We start from the raw sequence: 20,648 nt of genomic DNA, 5'->3' as shown, positions 1-20,648 counted from the left end.
TTGACGGTGGGTGACACACGCACCCGCTCCCGCGACCGCGTCTCAGCGCCGCGCCGGCGCCCGGGCCCGGTCCCCGGCAGCGGGCGTCCGCGGCGGGCCGCCGCCGTGTCCGCTTGACAGGAGGCGCGTCCGCTTCTAAGGATGTCCGCTATAACGGAATCGGCCGGGCGACCGGCGGGAGCGAGGGCGCATGCGGATCGCGGACGACGTCACGAAGCTCATCGGAAACACGCCGCTGGTGCGGCTCAACCGGATCATCGACGGCGCCCGGGCGACGGTGGTGGCCAAGCTGGAGAGCTTCAACCCCGCCTCCAGCGTGAAGGACCGCATCGGCGTGGCGATGATCGAGGCGGCCGAGCGCGACGGGAAGATCGCGCCGGACACCATCCTGCTCGAGCCGACCAGCGGCAACACCGGCATCGGGCTCGCGTTCGCCGCGGCGGCGAAGGGCTACAAGCTCGTCCTCACCATGCCCGACACCATGAGCGTGGAGCGGCGCAAGCTGCTGGCCGCGTTCGGCGCGAAGCTGGTGCTCACGCCCGGCGCCGAGGGCATGAAGGGCGCCATCGCGAAGGCGCAGGCGCTCGCGGCCGAGGACCCCCGGTACCTCATCCTCCAGCAGTTCGAGAACCCGGCCAACCCCGAGATCCACCGCCGCACCACCGCGGAGGAGATCTGGCGCGACACCGACGGCAAGGTGGACATCGTGGTCGCCGGGACCGGCACCGGGGGGACGCTCACCGGCGTCGGCCAGGTGCTGAAGGCGCGCAAGCCGTCCATCCGCATCGTGGCCGCCGAGCCGGCCGACTCGCCGGTGCTCTCGGGCGGCAAGCCGGGGCCGCACAAGATCCAGGGCTGGGGACCGGGCTTCGTGCCGAAGGTGCTCGACACCTCGCTCATCGACGAGGTGATCACGGTCCAGAACGCCGACGCCGGCGACTTCGGCCGCCGGCTCACGCGGGAGGAGGGCATCCTGTCCGGCATCTCCTGCGGCGGCGCGGCCTGGGCGGCGCGCGAGGTGGCGAGGCGGCCCGAGAACGCGGGCAAGCTCATCGTGGTGGTCCTGCCCGACACCGGCGAGCGGTACCTGACGACCTGGCTCTTCGAGGAGGCGCCGGCGGCGTAGGGTCGGTGGGCGCGGCCGCGATCTCCCCGGAGGCGCCGCCGCACCGCGTCATGAGGCCTCGCGACCACGTTTCGCTCCGTGCGGGGCGCCAGCGTTCAGTTGCGGCCGGCCCCTCCACGCCCCTACCTTTCCGCGGCCCCGCCGGAACGGCCGGCGACCGGAGACGCGGACCATGACCCAGGCTTCCCGTTCGGAGTTCCGCGCCGAGCTGCTCTCCCGGATCCCGCGGTGGTACTCGCCCTGGGGGCACCTGCTCTTCCCCGCGGTGGCCGGCCTCGCCATCGCCGCGTTCGCGCTCTCGCGCATCCAGGGTCTCGCCGCGTGGCAGCTCGCCGCCGTGCCGGCGTTCCTCGTGTTCGGCAACGCCGTCGAGTGGACGGCCCACCGCGGGATGCTGCACCGCCGCCTGCGGTTCGCCGAGGTGTTCTACGTGCGCCACACGCCGCAGCACCACGCGGTGTACGTCGCCGAGGACATGGCGATGCGCGACTGGCGGGAGCTGAAGCTGGTGCTGCTTCCGGCCTACGGCGTGCTCGCCATCCTCGCCGTCACCTCGCCGCTCACGGTCGCCTTCCTCTGGCTCCGCCAGCCCAACCTGGCCGCCCTGTGGGTCGCGAGCGTGGTGCTCTACGTGCTCTCGTACGAGTGGCTGCACCTCGCCTACCACCTGCCCCAGGACCGCTGGCTGGCGCGGACCGCGCTCGTCCGGACGCTGCGGCGGCACCACCAGCTCCACCACGCGCCGCACCTCATGAACCGGTGGAACTTCAACGTGACCGTGCCGCTCTGGGACTGGGTCCGGGGCACGCTCTACCAGGCGCCCGCGCCCGGCTCCCGCCCCGCCGCGCAGCCCACCGGCGCGGCCGGCCGCGCGCCTTGATCGCGCGCAGTTCCCGCCCTCCCCGTCCGGGAAACGCGCCCCTTTACACGAGCCCAAGGGTCGGGTACTAGACCGCGCGACCCCATCGTCTAGAGGCCCAGGACACGGCCCTTTCAAGGCTGTAACCGGGGTTCGAATCCCCGTGGGGTCACTGCTTCGCTGAAGGTCACCGCCGGTCCCTGGGCCTCTCCGCGCGCTTCGCACGCGAAGACGATGGGCTTCGCCCATCTCCTGAACGCCCAGGGACCACGGCACGGTTCAAGGCTGTAACCGGGGTTCGAATCCCCGTGGGGTCACTGCTTCGCTGAAGGTCACCGCCGGTCCCTGGGCCTCTCCGCGCGCTTCGCACGCGAAGACGATGGGCTTCGCCCATCTCCTGAACGCCCAGGGACCACGGCACGGTTCAAGGCTGTAACCGGGGTTCGAATCCCCGTGGGGTCACAGGATTTTGCGGAACGCCCGGCCCGACCCTGGACCGGGCGTTCGTGCTTGGTGCCGGGCTCGATGCCCGCGCTAGCCGGGCCGCACGAAGTACCCGGCGACTCGCCACCTGCCGCCGTCCATCATCATCGTGACCTGCTCGACGGCCTCGGGCACGGCATCGAACCGGCCCTTCCAGAGCAGGACGACGGTGGGCGCGGCGTTGCCGTCCACGTAGGTGGCCGATTCGAAGGTGCGGCCGCGGAGGGCGCCCACGGCGGCGCGTGCCGACCTCGCCATCTCCACCCATTGGTCCCGGCCGACCTGCTGCCGGAACAGCGTCGAAGCCTCCGCCCAGCTCTCGGCATACCTCTCGCCGTCCATGAGGGCGAGCCACGCGGTGCCCGCAGCCGACGCGCCCTGCTTCGCGCCGGCCACGTCCACGCCTTGTCCCGGACCGGCCGCCGTTCGCTCGGGAACGGCCGCGAAGGTCACGAGCGCGAGGACCGCTCCGATACCGATGGTTCGCATCACGGGCACCTCCTCTAGAGCCGTCCCCACGCCATGGCGTACTCGCCCAGCACGGCCACGCCCGCTCGTTCCGAGCGTGCCCACAGCATGAGCGCCACGTCTCGGTGCGTGCGCACCCAGAGGAAGACGGGCGTCTCGGAGAAGACGGGGTCCGCGATGTCCCCGAACTCGACCGTCGTCGCGCTCGGCTTCAGGTTCAGGGTCCCGTGCCGCGTCGCCTTGACGCGCGTGCGAGCACTGGCCTGAAAGCCTGCGAACAGCTCGTCGACGTCACCAGCGGTCGGGTCGAACCTCATGATCACGACCGTCGTCCGGTCGCCGGAAGGCGAGACCACGACGGACGTCGCCCCGTCGCGCATGCCCGCGCGCTGCGGCATCGGCTCGACCGACGCGACGACGTGGGTGAGCAGCTTCGCGCGCGCCAGCTCCCCGGCCGTACTGGATGAGTCCGGCAGTCCCGCCCTCGGTGCCCGGCATCCGAGGACGGCGACGAGGCAGACCGCGGCGACGCGGCCGCACCGGGGTCGAGAACGCACGTCACGCAGAGTACTATGACTCGGCGGCGCCGTCCTCTGGCGAGGGCCGGGCGGCCCGGCCACCGGCACGCGCGTCGTGCTCATGGGCCAAGCCTCGAAGCCGGTGTTCAAGAGGAAGGCCTTCCCTCCACGCCTCCCCTCCACGTCAGGCCGCCACGGAGGCGATCCGGGCGTTCGCGCCGGAGCGCAGCGCAGCAAGCCCTCGGCACGTCCCCAGGATCCTGGACCTGCACCGCCGTGGACAGCCGCTGCGAGGGGACCGTCGCAGCCGGCGCCGGCACCGCACCAGCGGCTGGCCCGTCCGGTGCGTCGGCTTCCACGGTCCCGCGGCCCCGGTTCCGGCCATCCATCCACGTCCCGGGCCTTGCGGAGCGAGCACCGCCGCGAATGCCCGGAGCGCCGACCCCGCGGCCCCCTCCAGGACAGGGCCCGCTGGACACCGAGACGGAAGGACAGGGCCCGCTGCACACCGAAACGGGAGGACAGGGCCCGCTGGATGACGTTTCAGTCGACGATGGCGCCGCAGCTCAGGTCGACCACGGCGCCGGCCATGGCGCCGGCCATGGCGCCGGCCGCGGGCGACGCGAGGTAGACGGCGGTGTCGGCCACCTCGGAGAGGTGCGGCAACCGACCGAGCAGCGTGTCCTTCACGAGGAACGGGAGCGCCGACTCGGAGAGTCCGGGCCGGGTCTCGGGCGTGAAGTTGGGACGCAGGCCGACCACGCGGACGCCGTGGCGCCCGACCTCGCCGGCGAGGCTGCGGGTGAGCGCCTCGATGCCGGCGCAGGCAAGGTTGAACCCGCCCATCTGGTGGCGCGTCTCCTTCGCCGCCGACGACGAGAGCAGGATGATGACGCCGGAGCCCTGCCGCGTCATGCGGCGCGCGGCGGCGGTCGCGGTGATGAAGTGCGTGCGCGCCGCCTCGACGACGGGCGCGAGGAAGTCCTGCAGCCGGATGTCCACCAGCGCGACGTTCTGCAGCGCGCAGAACGAGGTCGCGTTGAACGACACGTCCAGGCTCCCGGCCCGGGCGACCACCTCGTCCGCGTGTGCCTCGACCGCATCCCGGTCCTGCGCGTCCACCGGGGCGACCTGCGCCCGGCCGCCCGCAGACCGGATGTCGTCGGCCACCGCCTCGAGCGTGGCGGGCGTGCGCCCGGCCAGGAACACGCTGGCGCCCGCGCGCGCGAACGCGCGCGATACCGCCCCGCCGATCGCCCCCGCCGCGCCGTAGACCACCGCGTTCTTTCCGTCGAGGAGCACGCACCACCTCCCGCGGGCCCGTCCAGCCCCGGCGCGTGCTCTCGTAGCCGCGGCGCCCCCGCCTGTCGACGGATCGATCGCGAGGCGCCCCTTCACGGAGCATGCCCACCCCGTGGATCCGGAACGCGGGAGCCTGCGGCACGCGACCCCGCACGTCTCGTGAAGTTCGCCGTGCGCAGGCGCTGCGGCGGGGTTATCCGGTCGCTCCGTTCCGGCGCTCGCCGGCCCTCGCACGAAGCGGGAGACCTGGACGACCCGGAGGGAGAGACGATGCACCCGCTCACGCCTGCACGGGCTCGACTGATCGCGTTCGCAGCTGCGGCGCTCGCATGCTCCCTCCCTGCGCTCGCCGAGACCGGTCGCGCCGCGCCAGCCGCCGCCGCGCGCGCGCCCACGGCGGAGCGGGATGGCTCGCACGACTTCGACTTCGAGATCGGGACGTGGAAGACCCGGCTCAAGCGCCTGAAGGCCCCGCTCACCGGCTCGACCACCTGGCTCGAGTACGAGGGCACCACCGTCGTCCGGAAGGTGTGGGGCGGCCGCGCCAACCTGGTCGAGCTGGACGCCACCGGGCCGGCCGGCCGGCTCGAGCTCCTCAGCCTGCGGCTGTACAACCCCGCGTCGCGCCAGTGGAGCCTGAACGTCGCGAGCGTCCGCGGCGGGACGCTCGGGCCGCCGACGGTGGGCGAGTTCAAGGACGGGCGCGGCGAGTTCTACTCGATGGAGACGATGGACGGCCGGGCCGTCCTGGTCCGGTTCGTGGTGTCGGACGTCACCGCCGACTCGTGCCGGTTCGAGCAGGCCTTCTCCGTGGACGGCGGCAAGACCTGGGAGGTGAACTGGGTCGCCGTGGACACGCGCGTGAAGGACGGCGCGGGTCCGCGCACGGCGCACTAGTCGACGACCGCTCCGCAACTGCGGCATCCGGCCGAGCACCTCGTCCGCCACGGGCTGCAGCGTGGCCAGGGGCGCCTCGTTCCGGCGGTGCCGGCCGGAGGAAGCCGGTCCGGTACCGGCGGGACCGTACCGCGCCTCCATCGACCTCCTCGGGACGGGCACCACAGCTCTCGCCGGCCTCACCCGGGGTCGACAAGACCGGGTCCTTCCACCTCCAGGCCTCCTGATCGCACCGGTCTGCGGCGCCCCGGTGAGGCCCACCCGCCCCGCACCCATGGTGCGCAGAGACGGACGTTGGGTCCGCGAAACGTCAGTCGACACGGCACATTACGACACACTTACCCACGCCGTCGCTTGATGGGCCACACCGACGCCATGCAAGGGTGTCCCGCGAACATGGGACGCGATATCGCGGAGGTGAACATGCGACACGGATGGTGTGGGCTCGCGGCGGTTCTGCTGATCGCCACTGGATGTGGCGGACCGACCGACACGGTGGACACGCTCGGTGACGGCCTACCGGCCGCACCGGCAGCGGCGACAGCCGCCTCTCTGACGGTGCAGCCCGGCTTCCCGGTCGCGACCGAGACCAACGGTACCGGCAGTGCCACCACCCCGAGCTACGCCGTCGCCGCCACCGACGTCGTCCTCGCCTTCGTCGCCTCCGACGCGCCCGCCGGCAACGCCGGCTTCTCCATCTCCAACCGCACCGTCTCCGGCGGCACCCTCGCCTGGACCCGCGTCGGCTCCGTCGCCAACACCCGCAACGGTGCCGTCGCCGTCTTCCGCGGCACCCCCTCCGCCGCGCTCTCCGGCGTCACCACCACCGTCACCGAGACCGGCGGCAACCAGGCCTACATCTCCGTCGTCGCCATCGCCGGCGCCAGCCAGACCCTCGGCGCCGTGACCGCCGGCTCCGGTTCCGGCTCGGCCGCCTCGCTGACAGTGAACGCCACCGCCGCGGGATCCTGGATCCTCGCCGTCGGCGAGGACTGGAACAACACCACCCGCCGCACCCTCTCCGCCACCACCACCCCCACCCTCCTCGACGAGCGCTCCGACCCCGCCCTCAACGACTACTGGGTCGAGCGCGCCGCCACCACTGCGGCCGGTTCCTTCCGCATCGGCACCTCCGCCCCCTCCACCGCCGACTGGAACATGATCGCCGTCGAGGTCCTCCCTGCGTCCGCCACCGCGACTCCGACCCCGCCGCCGCCCACGTCCACCGGGGTGAAGGCCGGCTTCCCGGTCGCGACCGAGACCAACGGCACCGGCAGTGCCACCACCCCGAGCTACGCCGTCGCCGCCACCGACGTCGTCCTCGCCTTCGTCGCCTCCGACGCGCCCGCCGGCAACGCCGGCTTCTCCATCTCCAACCGCACCGTCTCCGGCGGCACCCTCGCCTGGACCCGCGTCGGCTCCATCGCCAACTCGCGCAACGGCGCCGTCGCCGTGTTCCGCGGCACCCCCTCCGCCGCGCTCTCCGGCGTCACCACCACCGTCACCCAGACCGGCGGCAACCAGGCCTACATCTCCGTCGTCGCCATCGCCGGCGCCAGCCAGACCCTCGGCGCCGTGACCGCCGGCTCCGGTTCCGGCTCGGCCGCCTCGCTGACAGTGAACGCCACCGCCGCGGGATCCTGGATCCTCGCCGTCGGCGAGGACTGGAACAACACCACCCGCCGCACCCTCTCCGCCACCACCACCCCCACCCTCCTCGACGAGCGCTCCGACCCCGCCCTCAACGACTACTGGGTCGAGCGCGCCGCCACCACTGCGGCCGGTTCCTTCCGCATCGGCACCTCCGCCCCCTCCACCGCCGACTGGAACATGATCGCCGTCGAGGTCGTGCCCGCCGCCGCCACCCCCACGTCGCCGCCGCCGCCTGCGCCCGCGGCCGCGCAGCCGTCCATCAGCCCGGCCGCCGGCACGTACGCCAGCAGCGTCACGGCCACGATCACCTGCCCGACCGCCGGCACCCTCCCCTACCGCACCACCGACGGGAGCACGCCGACGACCTCCTCGACCCAGAGCGCCACCGCGACGTTCAGCGCCTCCGGCACGCTCAGCGCGATCTGCGCCGGCACCGGGTACTCGCCCAGCCCCGTCTCGTCCGCCGCCTACACGGTCACGACCAGCACCGGCGGGACCGGCGGCACCGCGACCGGCTCGCCCATGACCACCGCGCACCGGACCTCGGGCGTGGCGCCGCTGGCCGTCTTCTTCGACGCCGTGAACACCAGCCCCTCCGGCACCGCCGCCCCGTTCACCTGGAACAGCGGCGTGTACCAGCCCTCCGACCTCGAGGGCACCCAGTACACCTGGAGCTTCGGCGATCCCGGCTCCGGGACCTGGAGCACGACCGGCGAGCCGAAGAACGTGGCCAGCGGCTACACCGCCGCGCACGTCTACGAGACGCCCGGGACGTACACCGTCTCCCTCACGCAGACGGACACCGCCGGGACCGCGCGCACGTACGTCCAGACCATCACCGTGACGGCGTTCTCCGGGACCACATACTACGTCGCCGCGAACGGCAACGACGCCGCCGCGGGCACCTCGGAGGCGACGCCGCTCCGCACCGTGGGCCGCGCCATGTCGGTCGCGCTCGCGACCTCCGGGCCGGTGCGGGTGCTGTTCCGCCGCGGCGACACCTTCCCCGTCTCCGCCGCCTACGCCATCACCAAGCCTGGCCCCGGCATCATCGGCGCGTACGGCACCGGGAACCGGCCGATCTTCACGGTGGCGGAGCTCGGGGACGTGAACGTGTTCAGCCCGCGGGGCACCGGCGCCGACTGGCGCATCATGGATCTCGACATGCGCGGGCCGAGCCTCTCGACCGGAACCGGACCGGTCGGCCCCGACGTCTCGCACCAGGGCGTGAACCTGCTCGTGCTGCGCCTGCGCGCGTCCAACTGGTACGTGGGGATCGGCTGGGGTGACTGGACCCCGATCTACGCGACGCCCCACGACGGCATGTTCGTCGTGGACAGCGAGTCGCCCGGAAACGGCGGCTACGGCATGTACGTGGGCGGCCGGAGGATCGCCCTGCTCGGCAACACCGTGAGCGACCCCGTCCAGACCCACGTCTGCCGCGTGTGGCAGGCGCACAAGGGCGTCATCTCGAACAACGCCTTGCTGCGGCCGGGCGGGCAGCGCCACGCCCTGAAGCTGCACGGGCCCGAGATCAACGACGGCCGCCCGGAGACGCGCTGGGTCTCCATCACCGACAACTTCTTCCAGGCGAGCGGCACCTCGCAGTGGACCGTCTCGATGGGCTCGCAGAGCTCGGCGCTCTCCGAGAGCGACCCGGTCTCGCACGTGGTGCTCGAGCGGAACCGCTTCGCCGGCTCGGCGTCGCTGGTCGCGGACATCGAGAGCGAGGCGAGCCACGCCATGGTGCGGAACAACGTGTTCGACGACACGGCCGCCTCGTCGGCGGTGGCGGTGCTCTGGACGCAGCGGAACACCGGCGTCCCGGCGCCCGACGACGTCCGCATCTACAACAACACCGTGTACGACGGCACCGCCGGCTCGGGCGGCTCGGGGCTGCTGCAGACGGACTCGAGCGTCACGAACCTGCGCGTCCGCAACAACCTGTACGGCGCGGCCACGCTCTCCACCGTGTCGCTGATCCAGGGCGCGGGCGGCGCGGGCTGGGCGGCCGACCACAACCTCGCGACCTCGTCGCCGGGGTTCACGAACGCCGCCGCGGGCGACTTCTCGCTGGCCACCGGCTCGCCCGCCGTGGACGCGGGCGCGGCCCTCCGCGACGCCGGGCTCGACTATCAGCTGTCGGCCCGCCCGCGCGGCGCCGGGTACGACCTCGGCGCGTACGAGTCCCGGTAGCGGTGGCCCGGCCGCCGGCGGGGGTCACCGCCCCGCCGGCGCCGCCGCCCCGGCCAGCGCGCCGGGCCCCAGGAACGCCTCGACGGTGCGCGCGAGCTGCTCGCCGGTCAGGTCGCCGCGCCGCACCGCGTCCACCAGGAACGCGGGGACCACCACCGGGCCGCCCGCGGCCGCCTCGGCGCGCCGGAGCTCGACGTAGAGCGCGGCGGCGAGCACGTGCATGCCGTCGTCGTGCGTGCGCCAGTAGCCGGCCTGGTCGGCCCGCCCGACGCCGAGCTGGTCCGCGATGACGGCCTCCATGGCCTCCACCACGTCCTCCTCGACGTAGCCCTCGACGGTGTTGTAGCCGAACGACCGGTCGTGGTGCTCCACGCGCGCGCGGACGAGCGGATCGGCGCCGAGCGCCGCCACCGCCTGCGCGAGCTCGGGGCGGGAGGCGTCGTACGGCGGGTGCATCATCTCGTGGATGGCGTTGCGCACCATCACGTCGGAGGCGAAGGTCACGTCGGCGAGGAAGCGGGTCCCCACGATGCGGATCCCGTGCGGCCGCGCGAACGCGAGCACGTGGACGGTGATGCGGCGCGAGGGCAGCGGCTTCCCGAGCCGCGCCTCCACGGCGGGGACGACGTCGTGGGCCCGGAGGAACGGGGCCAGCTCGGCGATGCGCCGCTCGATCCGGGGTCGCGCCTGCCGCTCCCAGAAGTCCTCGAACCCGGCGCGGCCGAGCGCCTGGAGCGCGCGGACGAGGTGCGGCCGGGCGCGCGCGTAGGCGGCCCACCCCTCCTCGCTCCAGTACGGCGTGCGCGCGAGGGCGGCCCGCGCCCGCACCGGATCGCGCGCCACCCGGAGCAGCCACGCGATGGACCCGCGCGCGCGCGCCGGCGCCGCGCCCAGCCCGCCCGCCTCGGCGGCCGAGAACACGAGGCCGAGGCGCGCCGAGACGATGCCCGCGGTCTCGTCCTTCAGGATCCGCTTCACGGCGCGGAACGCGTCGCGCTCGGCGGCGGTGAACCTCGCGTCGAAGCGGCGGTACGTCTCCTCGAAGTACCGCACGTAGAACGGGTCGCCGCCCAGCACGCCGACGAGGCAGAGCGCGTCGTAGGCGGGCGCGGCGGAGACCTCCCACTCGGTGGCGCGGGGCGACGGCGCAGCCTGGGCGGGAAGCGCGCGCGCCACGGCGGGCGCGGCGGCGGCGAGCGCGAGGGCGAAGACGAGCAGGACGGGGGGCCGGCGTGGGTTCATGCCCGCCGGATAGCAGGCCGGAGGCGGCCCGGGCTTGTACCGGATTAACCTGGGCGCGCCGGAGGCCGCGCACGCCCCATCCGCGCGGCGCGGTACTGGCTGGGCGTCAGGCCGGTCGCCTCCCGGAAGCGGCGCGCCAGGTGCGGGTGATCCGCGAACCCGCACGCGGCGGCGGCCTCGGTGACCGTCCGCCCGGGCTCGGCGAGCAGGTCGAAGGCGCGGCGCAGCCGGACGCCGGCCAGGAACTCGCCCACCGTGCACCCCAGCACGCGCCGGAAGGTCCGCGCCACGTGCACGGGGTGGACGCCCGCCGCGCGCGCCACGTCGGCGAGGCCGAGCGGCTCGTCGGACCGGTCGTGCAGGAGCTCCACGGCGTGCCGGAGCCAGCCGGGCCGCCCCGCCTCCTCCGCGGCCGGCGCGAGCGCCGCGAGCTGCAGCGCCGCGTCCTCGGCCGCCGGACCTGCCCCGGACAGCGCCCGGAACAGCCCCAGCGCGGCCGCGTACGGCACCCCGCCCCGCGCCATCCGGGCGGCGGCACCGGGCGCGGGCCGCACCCCGGCCTCCTCGAGCAGGCCGGGCGGCAGCTCCAGGTTGAGCAGGTGTCCGCCGGAGGGCGAGAACCGGTCCTCGTGCGCCTCGCCCGGCGGGTGCCAGATCACGGTCGCGAGCGCGCACTCCCGCTCGCCGGCCGCGGTCCGCTCCCGGTACGTGCCGGAGAGCAGGCAGGACACGTAGGCGCGCTCGTGGCGGTGGGCGGGGAGCGCCTCGCCGCCCGCGAACAGCGCCTCGCTCACCTCGAAGCGGCCCGCGCGCCGCCGGCGGACGATGTCGCCCAGGTACGCCACCCGGGATCCATACGGCGCGAGGCCGCCGGGCGCACGCGCACCGAAGGGCCGCGTCGCGCTCGGCGTCGCGCTCAGTGGGGGGATCCCGCGGCGCCGCCGGCCTGCTTGGCCTGCTCGCGCGCGGTGGCCCGGGCCCGCACCTTCCGGAACTCGGCCTCGAGCTCGGTCAGCTCCTGCTCCGTGGCGTGCTCCAGGTCGGCGAAGATGTTCCGGGCCCGCCGCTGCGCGCGGATCAGCTCGTCGATCTTCAGGTGCAGGGCGCGGGTCTCGCGGTTCTGCGTCGCCTGGATGAGGAACACCATGAGGAACGTCACCACCGTCGTGCCGGTGTTCACCACCAGCTGCCAGCTGTCGCTGAAGCCGAACAGCGGCCCGGTGGCGGCCCAGACGACCACCGCCCCGAGCGCCACCAGGAACGCCCGGTGCGTCCCGACCACGTCGGAGATGAAGAAGGCCAGGCGCTGGAACGCGTCCTTCACGCCCGCAATGTGAGCACCGGACGGGCGAGCGGCTCCCGGCGCCGCGCGCGGCGGCCGCCCGCGAGGCCGTCCGGCGGCCTAGGGTGCGGTCCCGTAGCCGCCCCGCTCCACCGCGACCACCTTGCCGGCCTCCAGCCGGGCGATCAGCGTGAAGCGCTGCGGCCCGAAGTCGAACGTCCACAGCTCCACCGGCACGCGCGCCTCGCCCGGCGCGCCGCCCGGGACGCCGGGCGGCAGCGCGCGCGGCTCGATGGCCACGTCCTTCGCGATCGGCTCCCCGCAGCGGACCAGCAGGTCGAGCTTGCTCTCGCCGATCCGCACCGCCGACGGATCGCAGCTCGCGCGCCCGGGCGACCGCACCGCGGCCACGCGCTCGGGCGCGTACCCGTACCCCCCGCGCTCGATCGCCACCACCTTGCCGCCCTCCACCGTGACGAGGTCCATGAAGCGCTGCGGGCCGTGGTTGTAGGTCCACTGCTCGACGAGGACGATCGAGTCCTGGGACGCCCGGCCGGCGATCACGAGCACGCTGCGCTGGATCTCGTGCGCGTCGCGCAGCGCCGGCTCGCCGCACCTCGCGAGCAGGTCCAGCCTCGAGGCTCCGAGCTCGACGGTGCCGCCGTCGCAGCGCAGGGACGACTCGCCGGCGCGGGCGGCCGGCGCGAGCAGCGCGAGCAGCAGGATCACGAGCGACCGGGCGTGCATGCAGGGCCTCCGGGAGAACCGAGGGGCACACGGTACCACGGCGGGTGAACGCCGGGGGTGCGCGGCAGGCGTGCGCGGGCCCGGCCGCTGCCCTGCTGCGCGCCGCGCCCGCGCGACCGCATCCTTCCGCCGGAGGCCGGCATGACCGAGATCCCCTGGAAGACCGTGTGCTGCCCGGTGGACCTGTCCGACGCCTCGCGCGCCGCGCTGCGCGTCGCGAGCGACGTGTGCCGGCGCCTCGACGCGTCGCTCATGCTGCTGCACGTCCAGGAGGGCGAGCCGGCCGCGGAGCGGCTCGCCGAGTGGCGGGCCGCGGCCGAGGCGGCCGGGGTCAAGCGGGTCTCCGCCGAGGAGACCGGCGGCGACCCGGAGACCGCCATCGCGGACTGGGCCGACGCCCACGGCGTGGACCTGGTGGTGATGGGCACGCACGGCCGCACCGGGCGGAGCCACGCGCTGGTGGGCTCGGTGGCGGAGAGCACGGTGCGGCGGGCGCGCTGCCCGGTGATGGTGGTCCACGACCAGTGGACCGGCACGCTGCACTGAGGACGCGGGGCCGGCTCAGCCGCGCCAGGGCTCGCTGGCGCGGAGCGCCGCCACGATGGCGCGGGTCGAGGGCGAGCGGTTCAGCGTGTAGAAGTGGATCCCGGGCGCGCCCCGGCGGAGCAGGTCGGCGCACTGCAGCGTCGCGTAGGCCACGCCCAGCTCGCGGGCGGCGTCGGCGTCGGCGCGCCGGACCTCCATCGCCGCGCGGAGCGGCGGCGGGATGGCGGCGCCGCACATCGCGGTGAAGCGCTCCACCTGCTCGACGTTGGTGAACGGCATGATCCCGGGCACCACCGGCACCTCGACCCCCGCGGCGCGCGCGCGCTCGACGAAGCGGAAGTAGTGCGCGTTCTCGAAGAACAGCTGCGTCACCAGGAAGTCGGTGCCGGCCTCCACCTTGAGCTTCAGGTTCCGGAGGTCCTGCGCCAGGTCGCGGGTCTCGACGTGGCCCTCCGGGTACGCGGCGGCGCCCACGCAGAAGCGCCAGCGCTCCGGCCGCGACCGGATGAACGCGACCAGCTCGCTCGCGTGCGTGAAGCCGTCCGGGTGCGGGACGAACGCGCTCTGCCCCCGCGGCGGATCGCCGCGCAGCGCGAGCACGTTCTGGATCCCGGCGTCCGCCACCTCGTCCAGCACCGCCGCGATCTCGTCGCGCGACGCGCCCACGCACGTGACGTGGGCCATCGCCTCGACCTCGGCGTCGCGCTTCAGCCGCTTCACCAGGTCGATGGTCTTCGCGCGGGTGGACCCGCCGGCGCCGTAGGTCACCGACACGTAGGCGGGGCCGAGCGGGCGCAGCGCCTCGACGGTCTCGAACAGGCCGCGCACCCCGTCGTCGGTCTTGGGCGGGAAGAACTCGAAGGAGAAGATGGGCTCGCCCCGCTCTCGGGCGAAGCGCAGGAGGTCGGTGATCCGCACAGGCTCGCGAGAGTAGCCCGGCCCGGCGGCGCGGCGCCAGCTTCCTGCGGTTGACAGCGGCGCCGCTCCGCGGGGATCGTTCGTCGCACCGCCATGTCCAGGACGCCCCGCTACATCACCCCCGAAGGCTTCCGGCGCCTCGCCGCCGAGCACGCCCGCATCTGGACCGAGCAGCGGCCGCGCATCGTGGCCGAGGTCGAGGCCGCCGCCGCGCTGGGCGACCGCAGCGAGAACGCCGAGTACATCTACGGCAAGAAGAAGCTGCGCGAGCTGGACCGCCGGCTGCGCTTCCTCTCGGAGAAGATGGACTCGCTGTCCGTCGTCGAGCCGCGGGCCCACCCGGACGGCCGGGCCTTCTTCGGCGCCTGGGTGACCGTGGAGCACGAGGACGGGCAGGAGCGGCGGTACCGGCTGGTCGGGCCGGACGAGTTCGACGTCTCCGCGGGGCTCATCAGCGTGGACGCGCCGCTCGGCCGGGCGCTGCTCGGGAAGCGCGAGGGCGACATGGTGGTGGTGCACCGGCCCGCCGGCATGGTGGAATTGACCGTGGTGGAGGTCTCCTGGTCGGCCCCGGAGGACGGATGACGATCGAGACGGATCGGGCGGCGCAGCGCGCGCGCGTCGAGCGCTTCGCCCGCGAGCACCCCGGCAGCGTGATGTACGACGGCGCCACCCTGCTCGACGTCTACTCGGGCAAGGCGCTGCACCTCGACTGGATGCGCGTGGCGCGCCTGGAGGAGCGCTCGGACGCCGAGACCGGGCGGCCGTACCTGGCGCTCGGGCGCGACGACGGCAGCGAGGTCGCGATGGCGGAGCAGGGCGTGGTCTTCCCGCCGTGCACCACCGGGACCGGGCCGCTGGAGGGCCTCCCGCGGGCGGTCTGCTTCCGGGACCTGGCGCAGGCCGAGGGCCGGCTCACCCACTTCCTGCTCGACCACCCGGACGAGCGCCCGAGCGCGACGCACGTCTCGCTGTTCCTGTTCTGCCTGGCGGTGGTGGACGGCGCGCGCGCGGCGGGGTTCGACGTGTCGCGCGAGGAGCGGCGCCTCGAGGCCGTGCTGAACGAGCTCGAGGCGCGCAAGCGCGGCTGAGCGCCCCGCCGTCCGCGGGTGCGCCGCCGTCGCGCCCTCCCCATCTTGCGCCCGTGGCGCGCGGCCGGCGTGCCCGGGCGCCGGGCCGGCCGCCGCGCGGAGGGAGGGCGGGCCGGGGTGCGCTTCCGCGTGGTGACCTGGAACGTGCACGGCCTGCGCGGCGTGGACCGGCGCGCCGATCCCGAGCGCATCGCCCGCGTGCTCGAGGAGATCGGCGCGGACGTGGCCGGGCTGCAGGAGGTGGGCGCGAGGCTCCCCGGCGCGGACGCGCACGCGGCCGAGGCGCTCGCGCGGCTCACCGGCCTGCACGGCGCGTTCGGCCCGACGCTCCGGCACGCGCGCGGCTTCGCGTACGGCAACGCCATCCTCTCCCGCCACCCCATCGACGCGACGCGCACCTACGACCTCTCGGTGCCGGGCCGCGAGCCCCGCGGCTGCCTGCGCGCGGACCTGGACCTGGGCCCGATGCGCGTCCACGTGTTCGCCGCCCACCTCGGCCTGCACTGGCGCGAGCGGCGCCGCCAGGCCGCCGCCCTGCTGTCGGCGGACATCCTGCGCGACGCGGCGCTCGCCCACCCGCTCGTGCTGGTGGGGGACTTCAACTCGCCCTCGGACCGCTCGGCCGTGCCGCGCTGGCTGCGCCGCACGCTCACCGACTGCGCGGTCGCGGCCGGCCGGCCCGCCGCCACGTTCCCCTCCGCCTGGCCGCTCCTCCGCCTCGACCGCGCCTACGTGGACGCCGCGCTGCGCGTCCTGGCGTGCGAGGTGGTCCGGACGCCCCTCGCCCGGCGCGCCTCGGACCACCTGCCGCTCGTCGTGGACCTGGAGCTCACCGAGGCGGCGCGCCGGCCGCCCGCCCCGCGGCCGGTCGAGGCGCCCGGCGTCCGGACGCGCACCGGGTGATCCCGCCGCCGGCCGCGCGCGCCCGCGTGGACGGCGGAGGGGCCTCGATCGCGCCCCGCCCGATGCGCAGGCTGTGACGCGGGCCCGGGAGCGGGCGGGAGGGATACGACATGGCGATGTCCTGGAAGGCGATGAAGGGGATGCTCGACCGCGAGCTGCTCTTGAAGCGCATGGGGCTCGAGGAGCGCAGCCCGGCCGGCGACTTCTTCACCGGCCTCGGCCTGTTCTCGGTCGGCGTGCTGGTGGGCGCGGGGCTGGGCATGATGTTCGCGCCCCGCCGCGGCGAGGACCTGCGCGCGATGATGACGGACGCGTGGCGGCAGCGGGCCGGCAAGCCGGCGCAGGGGCCCGACTACCAGGCCATGGGCGCCGAGACGGCGATGCCGTCGCCGCAGCACTGACGGCTACGCCGGCGGCTCCGCCTCGGCCGTCCGCGCCTCCTCGGCGGCGAGCGCGGCGAGCCGTGCCCAGAGCGCGTCGGTGCCGGTGCCCTCCACCGCGGAGAACGGCACCGCGTCGCCGCGGGCCAGCCCGAGCGCGCGCTCCACCTGCTGGAGCGCGAGCACCCGGCGCGCCTTGGGCAGCTTGTCCATCTTGGTCGCCGCCACCACCAGGCGCCGCCCCGCCGACACGAGGAACGCGGCGGCGTCCTCGTCGCTCTCGGAGGGCGGGTGGCGCGCGTCCACGATGAGCACCACCGCGCGCAGCACGTCGCGGTCGCGCAGGTAGTCCTCGATCATGGCGGTCCAGCGGTCGCGCTCGGCCCGCGAGACCTTGGCGTAGCCGTAGCCAGGCAGGTCGCAGAAGCGGATCGGGCGCGGGCGCGCCTTCGGCGTGGGCCGGTACGAGAGGTCGAAGAACTGGAGCGCCCGGGTGCGGCCGGGCGTGGACGAGACGCGCGCCAGCCCCTTGCGGCGGGCGAGCGCGTTCAGCATCGACGACTTCCCCACGTTGGAGCGGCCCACGAACGCGATCTCGGGCGTGGCGCCGCGCGGCCACTCCTCGGGGCGGGTGGCGGTCTTGTCGAAGTCGGCGGAGACGACCTGGATCGGCACGTCGGGCTCCTAGCGGCCGCCGGGGCGGCGGGCGGGGGCCGGGGCTGGCCGCGCCGGCGCGCGGGGACCCGCCGGCACGGCGGCGTCGCCGGGCGCCGGGGTCCAATGCGGGGTCCAGTGATCAATGAGCGGCAGCTTCCGCTTCGGATCGAAGCGCAGCAGGCTCGGCGTCGAGTCGGTGTGGCAGGCGAGGCAGGTCTTCGGGCCCGGGTCCACCAGGCCGACGGCGCGCGCCAGCTCGCGATCGCGCATGACGTAATCCGCCGCGTAGGCGCGCCCCGGGCCGTGGCAGGTCTCGCAGGAGACGCCGGCGAGCCCGTCCTCGCGGTCGGGCGCGTGGCACGAGAGGCAGCGCGGGTCCTCCCGGCGCTCCGCCGGCAGCACCTCGAGCGCGCGCGCGTGCGGGCTCACCCGCCAGCGCTCGTACGCGGACGGGTGACACGCCTTGCACGCCTCGGGTCCCACCTTGTCGCCTGCGGCGCGCGCGGCGGGCGGGAGGGCGAGGACGGCGGCGAGGAGCGGGAGGCGGAGGGCGGGGAGCACGGGGGCCGGAGTATAATGCGCCATGCGCCTCGTCTGGCTCTCGACCGCCATCCTCCTCGCCCTCGGCCCCGTTTCCGCCACCGCACGCCCGTGGAAGGGCGTCACCCCGGGCGTCACGGCGCAGGCCGAGGTGGTCGGGAAGTTCGGCGAGCCCACCGCCCGTACCCGCCGCGGGGCGCGCACCGTCCTCGCCTACTACGGCGACCAGGCGCTGGAGGGGACCAAGCAGGCGCAGTTCCACCTCGACGCGGCCGGCACCGTCCAGGAGATCACGATCTTCCTGACCGTCGCCCTCGACGCGGACACCATCGAGGGGACCTACGGGAAGCCCACGCAGAAGACGTTCGTGGAGGACACGTTCCAGAAGGTCTGGCTGTACCCGGCGCAGGGCGTGACGGTGTACTTCGCGAAGGACGGGAGCGTCGAGGCGCTCGCGTTCGCGGCGGGACGGCAGAAGGCCGCGCCCGCGTCGGCGAAGCCCGCCGCGGCCGAGACCGCCACGGCCCGCTGAGGCGGCGTGCGCGTCATCGGCCTGACCGGCGGGATCGCCACCGGCAAGAGCACCTTCGCCGCGCTGCTGCGCGCGCGGGGCGCGCCGGTCGTGGACGCGGACGCGCTGGCGCGGGCCGCCGTCGAGCCCGGGACGCCGGCGCTGGCCGAGATCGCCCGCACCTTCGGGGCGGAGGTGCTGCGCCCGGACGGCGCGCTCGACCGCAAGGCGCTCGGCGCCCGCGTGTTCGCCGATCCGGAGGCGCGGCGCCGGCTCGAGGCCATCACCCACCCGGCCGTCCGCCTCGCCATGCGCGAGGAGACGACCCGCCTGGCCGCGCAGGGCCACCCGCTCGCGTTCTACGACACGCCGCTGCTCTACGAGGTCGGCCTGGAGGCCCTGCTCGACGCGGTGGTGGTGGTGTGGGCCCCGCGCGACCTGCAGCGCGAGCGCCTGATCCGCCGCGACGGGCTCGGCGGCGCGGAGGCCGACGCGCGCCTGGCCGCGCAGCTCCCCGTGGACGAGAAGGCCGCGCGCGCCGACTTCGTCGTCGAGAACGCGGGCGCCCCCGAGGCGCTGGCGGGCAAGGCCGATCGCCTGCTGGCGGACCTCCGGGCGGGCCGGGGGCGCAGGCTTCCCAACGCGCCCCCCGTGCGCTATTGACCGCGCATGGGGGCCGGCGCGCGCGTCCACTTCGTCACGGGGTACCCGGGGTTCATCGGGAAGCGGCTGGTGCGCCGCCTCCTCGAGGACGCGCTGCGCGGCGAGGACCGCGTGGTGCTGCTGGTCCAGCCGCGCAACGCCGCCGCGGCGCGGGCCGACCTGGGCGCGCTCGGCGCGGAGCGGGCCGAGGTGCTCGAGGGCGACGTCGAGCAGATGCACCTCGGCCTCGCCGGCGCCGAGTGGAAGGCGCTCGCCCGCGAGGTGACCGACGTCTGGCACCTGGCGGCGCGCACCTGGCTGGGCGCGTCGCGCCCGGAGTTCCGCAGGGTGAACCTCGAGGGCACGCGCAACGTGCTGGAGCTGGGCCGCGCGGCCCGCCGGCTGCGGCGGCTCAACCACTTCTCGACCGCGTTCGTCTCCGGCGACCGGGTGGGCGTCATCCTCGAGGACGAGCTGGCCATGGGCCAGCGCTTCCACAACGCCTACGAGGAGACGAAGTACCAGGGCGAGCTGCTGGTCCGCGCGGCGCAGTCGGAGCTGCCCGCGACCATCTACCGCCCCAGCATCGTGGTGGGCGACTCGCGGACCGGCGAGATCGACCGGTTCGAGGGCCCCTACGCGCTCGCCATCCTGCTGGTGGCGTCGCCGCTGGCGGTCCCGCTGCCGCTCCCGGGCGACGCGGTGGCGCCGCTCAACGTGGTCCCGGTGGACTTCGTGGTGAACGCGGCGGTGGCCATCGGCGAGGCGCCCGCCGCGGCGGGCCGCACCGTGCACCTGGTGGACCCGTCGCCGCTCTCCGCCCGGCGCGTGTACGAGCTCATCGCCGCGCACGCGGGCAAGCGCCTGCCCTCGGTGTCGGTCCCGGCGCGCGTGCTCCAGGCGCTGCTCCAGCTGCCGCTGCTGGAGCGGCTCTCGCGCGTGCACCGGCCGGCCATCGAGTACGTGAACCACCTGGCCATCTACAACTGCCGCAACCTGCTCGAGCTGCTCGACGGCACGGGCCTCCGCTGCCCGCCCATCTCCAGCTACCTCGACCGGCTCATCGAGTTCGTGCAGGGGACGTTCGAGAAGCGGCGCGAGGCCGAGCTGGCGCAGCTCGCGGGCGAGGCCGACGACCCGCTCGATCCGCCAGCCCCGCCCGCGTCCGGCGCCGCCTGATCCCGCCGCCCGCGCGCCCGCGCGGTGACGCCCCGCGTCGTGATTCCGAGGGGGTGCGCGGGCTTGTGCTCCGCCCGGACCTCCCTTACACGGGAGGGATGAAACGCCTCCAGGACTTCACCGTGGGCGACACCTTCGAAGCGTTCCGGGAGGTGGACTCGTACCGGCCGATCTACTACGCGGCCGCCTCCGGCGACTTCAACCCGATCCACATCGACCCGCAGGTGGGCCGCGCCGCCGGCTACTCGGGCGCGATCCTCCAGGGCATGTGCACGTTCTCGTGGCTGTCCGACGCGTGCGTCGCGTACCTCGGCGATCCGGCGCGCCTGCGCCGGATCCGGGCCCGCTTCACGAAGCCGGTGCAGGTGGGCGACGTGATCCGGTTCCAGGGCCGGTGCGTGGCGCTCGACGGCCCCCGGATCGCGCTCGAGCTGGAGGCGACGAACCAGCGCGGCGAGGAGGTCCTGAAGGGCGCGGTGGCCGAGGGCCACCTCGGGGAGGGGTGACC

Annotated in this window: 23 protein-coding genes and 1 tRNA gene; 14 read left to right on the top strand and 10 right to left on the bottom strand. The window is 74.8% G+C overall.

Going from position 1 to position 20,648, the window contains the following annotated elements:
- Positions 1 to 190 precede the first annotated feature (190 nt).
- From cysK to ACOQFB_RS07280, 3 genes are all read left to right on the top strand, one after another.
- Positions 191 to 1,126 (top strand): cysteine synthase A, encoded by a 936-nt coding sequence (gene cysK, locus ACOQFB_RS07290; protein ID WP_421609696.1) that lies wholly within the window; start codon positions 191 to 193, stop codon positions 1,124 to 1,126.
- 172 nt (positions 1,127 to 1,298) lie between these two features.
- Positions 1,299 to 2,006 carry a sterol desaturase family protein gene (locus tag ACOQFB_RS07285; RefSeq protein ID WP_421609697.1) on the top strand — a complete coding sequence of 236 codons (708 nt, stop codon included), beginning with the start codon at positions 1,299 to 1,301 and terminating at the stop codon, positions 2,004 to 2,006.
- A 78-nt stretch (positions 2,007 to 2,084) separates the two neighbouring features.
- Positions 2,085 to 2,157: transfer RNA gene (locus ACOQFB_RS07280), tRNA-Glu, on the top strand.
- A gap of 362 nt (positions 2,158 to 2,519) precedes the next feature.
- Here the strand turns inward: ACOQFB_RS07280 and ACOQFB_RS07275 are convergent.
- From ACOQFB_RS07275 to ACOQFB_RS07265, 3 genes are all read right to left on the bottom strand, one after another.
- Complete coding sequence (locus tag ACOQFB_RS07275; protein WP_421609763.1) at positions 2,520 to 2,957, bottom strand: DUF4019 domain-containing protein; 438 nt, start codon at positions 2,955 to 2,957, stop codon at positions 2,520 to 2,522.
- Positions 2,958 to 2,971: 14 nt separating this feature from the next.
- Positions 2,972 to 3,604, bottom strand: coding sequence for a hypothetical protein (locus ACOQFB_RS07270; RefSeq protein WP_494492519.1), 633 nt, complete (start codon positions 3,602 to 3,604; stop codon positions 2,972 to 2,974).
- A gap of 393 nt (positions 3,605 to 3,997) precedes the next feature.
- Positions 3,998 to 4,756: an SDR family NAD(P)-dependent oxidoreductase gene (locus tag ACOQFB_RS07265; protein ID WP_421609699.1), complete on the bottom strand. Its 759-nt coding sequence runs from the start codon at positions 4,754 to 4,756 to the stop codon at positions 3,998 to 4,000.
- 270 nt (positions 4,757 to 5,026) lie between these two features.
- Here ACOQFB_RS07265 and ACOQFB_RS07260 point away from each other — a divergent pair, with 270 nt between their 5' ends.
- Together ACOQFB_RS07260 and ACOQFB_RS07255 are read left to right on the top strand one after the other, a co-directional pair.
- Positions 5,027 to 5,653: a hypothetical protein gene (locus ACOQFB_RS07260; protein WP_421609700.1), complete on the top strand. Its 627-nt coding sequence runs from the start codon at positions 5,027 to 5,029 to the stop codon at positions 5,651 to 5,653.
- A 558-nt stretch (positions 5,654 to 6,211) separates the two neighbouring features.
- Entirely contained in the window at positions 6,212 to 9,502 is a 3,291-nt protein-coding gene (locus ACOQFB_RS07255) for a PKD domain-containing protein (protein ID WP_421609701.1), read from the top strand.
- 24 nt (positions 9,503 to 9,526) lie between these two features.
- Here the strand turns inward: ACOQFB_RS07255 and ACOQFB_RS07250 are convergent, their stop codons facing one another.
- The 4 genes from ACOQFB_RS07250 to ACOQFB_RS07235 form a co-directional block, all read right to left on the bottom strand.
- Positions 9,527 to 10,744 (bottom strand): hypothetical protein, encoded by a 1,218-nt coding sequence (locus ACOQFB_RS07250; protein ID WP_421609702.1) that lies wholly within the window; start codon positions 10,742 to 10,744, stop codon positions 9,527 to 9,529.
- Positions 10,745 to 10,788: 44 nt separating this feature from the next.
- Positions 10,789 to 11,589: a helix-turn-helix transcriptional regulator gene (locus tag ACOQFB_RS07245; RefSeq protein WP_421609703.1), complete on the bottom strand. Its 801-nt coding sequence runs from the start codon at positions 11,587 to 11,589 to the stop codon at positions 10,789 to 10,791.
- A 71-nt stretch (positions 11,590 to 11,660) separates the two neighbouring features.
- On the bottom strand, positions 11,661 to 12,068 hold the full coding sequence (locus ACOQFB_RS07240) for a low affinity iron permease family protein (protein WP_421609704.1): 408 nt from the start codon (positions 12,066 to 12,068) through the stop codon (positions 11,661 to 11,663).
- Between the two features lie 78 nt (positions 12,069 to 12,146).
- Positions 12,147 to 12,773, bottom strand: a complete 627-nt coding sequence (locus ACOQFB_RS07235; RefSeq protein WP_059436326.1) for a DUF2845 domain-containing protein — start codon at positions 12,771 to 12,773, stop codon at positions 12,147 to 12,149.
- A 141-nt stretch (positions 12,774 to 12,914) separates the two neighbouring features.
- On the opposite strand from ACOQFB_RS07235, the gene ACOQFB_RS07230 reads away from it, so the two are divergent.
- Positions 12,915 to 13,319, top strand: a complete 405-nt coding sequence (locus ACOQFB_RS07230) for a universal stress protein (protein ID WP_059436362.1) — start codon at positions 12,915 to 12,917, stop codon at positions 13,317 to 13,319.
- Positions 13,320 to 13,334: 15 nt separating this feature from the next.
- Here the strand turns inward: ACOQFB_RS07230 and metF are convergent, their stop codons facing one another.
- Positions 13,335 to 14,237 (bottom strand): methylenetetrahydrofolate reductase [NAD(P)H], encoded by a 903-nt coding sequence (gene metF, locus ACOQFB_RS07225; RefSeq protein ID WP_059436325.1) that lies wholly within the window; start codon positions 14,235 to 14,237, stop codon positions 13,335 to 13,337.
- Positions 14,238 to 14,330: 93 nt separating this feature from the next.
- Between metF and greB the strand changes: the two genes are divergently transcribed.
- The 4 genes from greB (at position 14,331) to ACOQFB_RS07205 (ending at position 16,632) form a co-directional block, all read left to right on the top strand.
- Positions 14,331 to 14,822, top strand: a complete 492-nt coding sequence (gene greB / locus ACOQFB_RS07220; protein ID WP_059436324.1) for a transcription elongation factor GreB — start codon at positions 14,331 to 14,333, stop codon at positions 14,820 to 14,822.
- Positions 14,819 to 15,328, top strand: a complete 510-nt coding sequence (locus ACOQFB_RS07215; RefSeq protein ID WP_011421730.1) for a hypothetical protein — start codon at positions 14,819 to 14,821, stop codon at positions 15,326 to 15,328. The genes greB and ACOQFB_RS07215 overlap by 4 nt, the downstream gene beginning before the upstream one ends.
- Before the next feature lie 117 nt (positions 15,329 to 15,445).
- Entirely contained in the window at positions 15,446 to 16,231 is a 786-nt protein-coding gene (locus tag ACOQFB_RS07210; protein WP_421609705.1) for an endonuclease/exonuclease/phosphatase family protein, read from the top strand.
- A gap of 110 nt (positions 16,232 to 16,341) precedes the next feature.
- A complete protein-coding gene (locus tag ACOQFB_RS07205; protein ID WP_059436322.1) occupies positions 16,342 to 16,632 on the top strand; it encodes a YtxH domain-containing protein in 291 nt (96 codons plus the stop codon).
- Between the two features lie 3 nt (positions 16,633 to 16,635).
- Here ACOQFB_RS07205 and yihA read toward each other — a convergent pair whose 3' ends face one another.
- Complete coding sequence (yihA, locus tag ACOQFB_RS07200; protein WP_059436321.1) at positions 16,636 to 17,286, bottom strand: ribosome biogenesis GTP-binding protein YihA/YsxC; 651 nt, start codon at positions 17,284 to 17,286, stop codon at positions 16,636 to 16,638.
- Positions 17,287 to 17,295: 9 nt separating this feature from the next.
- Positions 17,296 to 17,829 (bottom strand): cytochrome c family protein, encoded by a 534-nt coding sequence (locus tag ACOQFB_RS07195; protein WP_421609706.1) that lies wholly within the window; start codon positions 17,827 to 17,829, stop codon positions 17,296 to 17,298.
- A gap of 22 nt (positions 17,830 to 17,851) precedes the next feature.
- Between ACOQFB_RS07195 and ACOQFB_RS07190 the strand changes: the two genes are divergently transcribed.
- The 4 genes from ACOQFB_RS07190 to ACOQFB_RS07175 all read left to right on the top strand — a co-directional run bounded on the left by ACOQFB_RS07190 (position 17,852) and on the right by ACOQFB_RS07175 (position 20,646).
- Complete coding sequence (locus tag ACOQFB_RS07190) at positions 17,852 to 18,340, top strand: hypothetical protein (RefSeq protein WP_059436319.1); 489 nt, start codon at positions 17,852 to 17,854, stop codon at positions 18,338 to 18,340.
- A gap of 6 nt (positions 18,341 to 18,346) precedes the next feature.
- Complete coding sequence (coaE, locus tag ACOQFB_RS07185; RefSeq protein WP_059436318.1) at positions 18,347 to 18,982, top strand: dephospho-CoA kinase; 636 nt, start codon at positions 18,347 to 18,349, stop codon at positions 18,980 to 18,982.
- Between the two features lie 6 nt (positions 18,983 to 18,988).
- Positions 18,989 to 20,140, top strand: a complete 1,152-nt coding sequence (locus ACOQFB_RS07180) for an SDR family oxidoreductase (protein ID WP_059436317.1) — start codon at positions 18,989 to 18,991, stop codon at positions 20,138 to 20,140.
- Between the two features lie 98 nt (positions 20,141 to 20,238).
- Entirely contained in the window at positions 20,239 to 20,646 is a 408-nt protein-coding gene (locus ACOQFB_RS07175) for a MaoC family dehydratase (protein ID WP_059436316.1), read from the top strand.
- Positions 20,647 to 20,648 lie beyond the last annotated feature (2 nt).

The organism is Anaeromyxobacter sp. Red801 (genome assembly GCF_049201065.2).
Classification (GTDB): Bacteria; Myxococcota; Myxococcia; order Myxococcales; family Anaeromyxobacteraceae; genus Anaeromyxobacter.
This window is presented reverse-complemented; position numbering and strand designations above follow the sequence as displayed.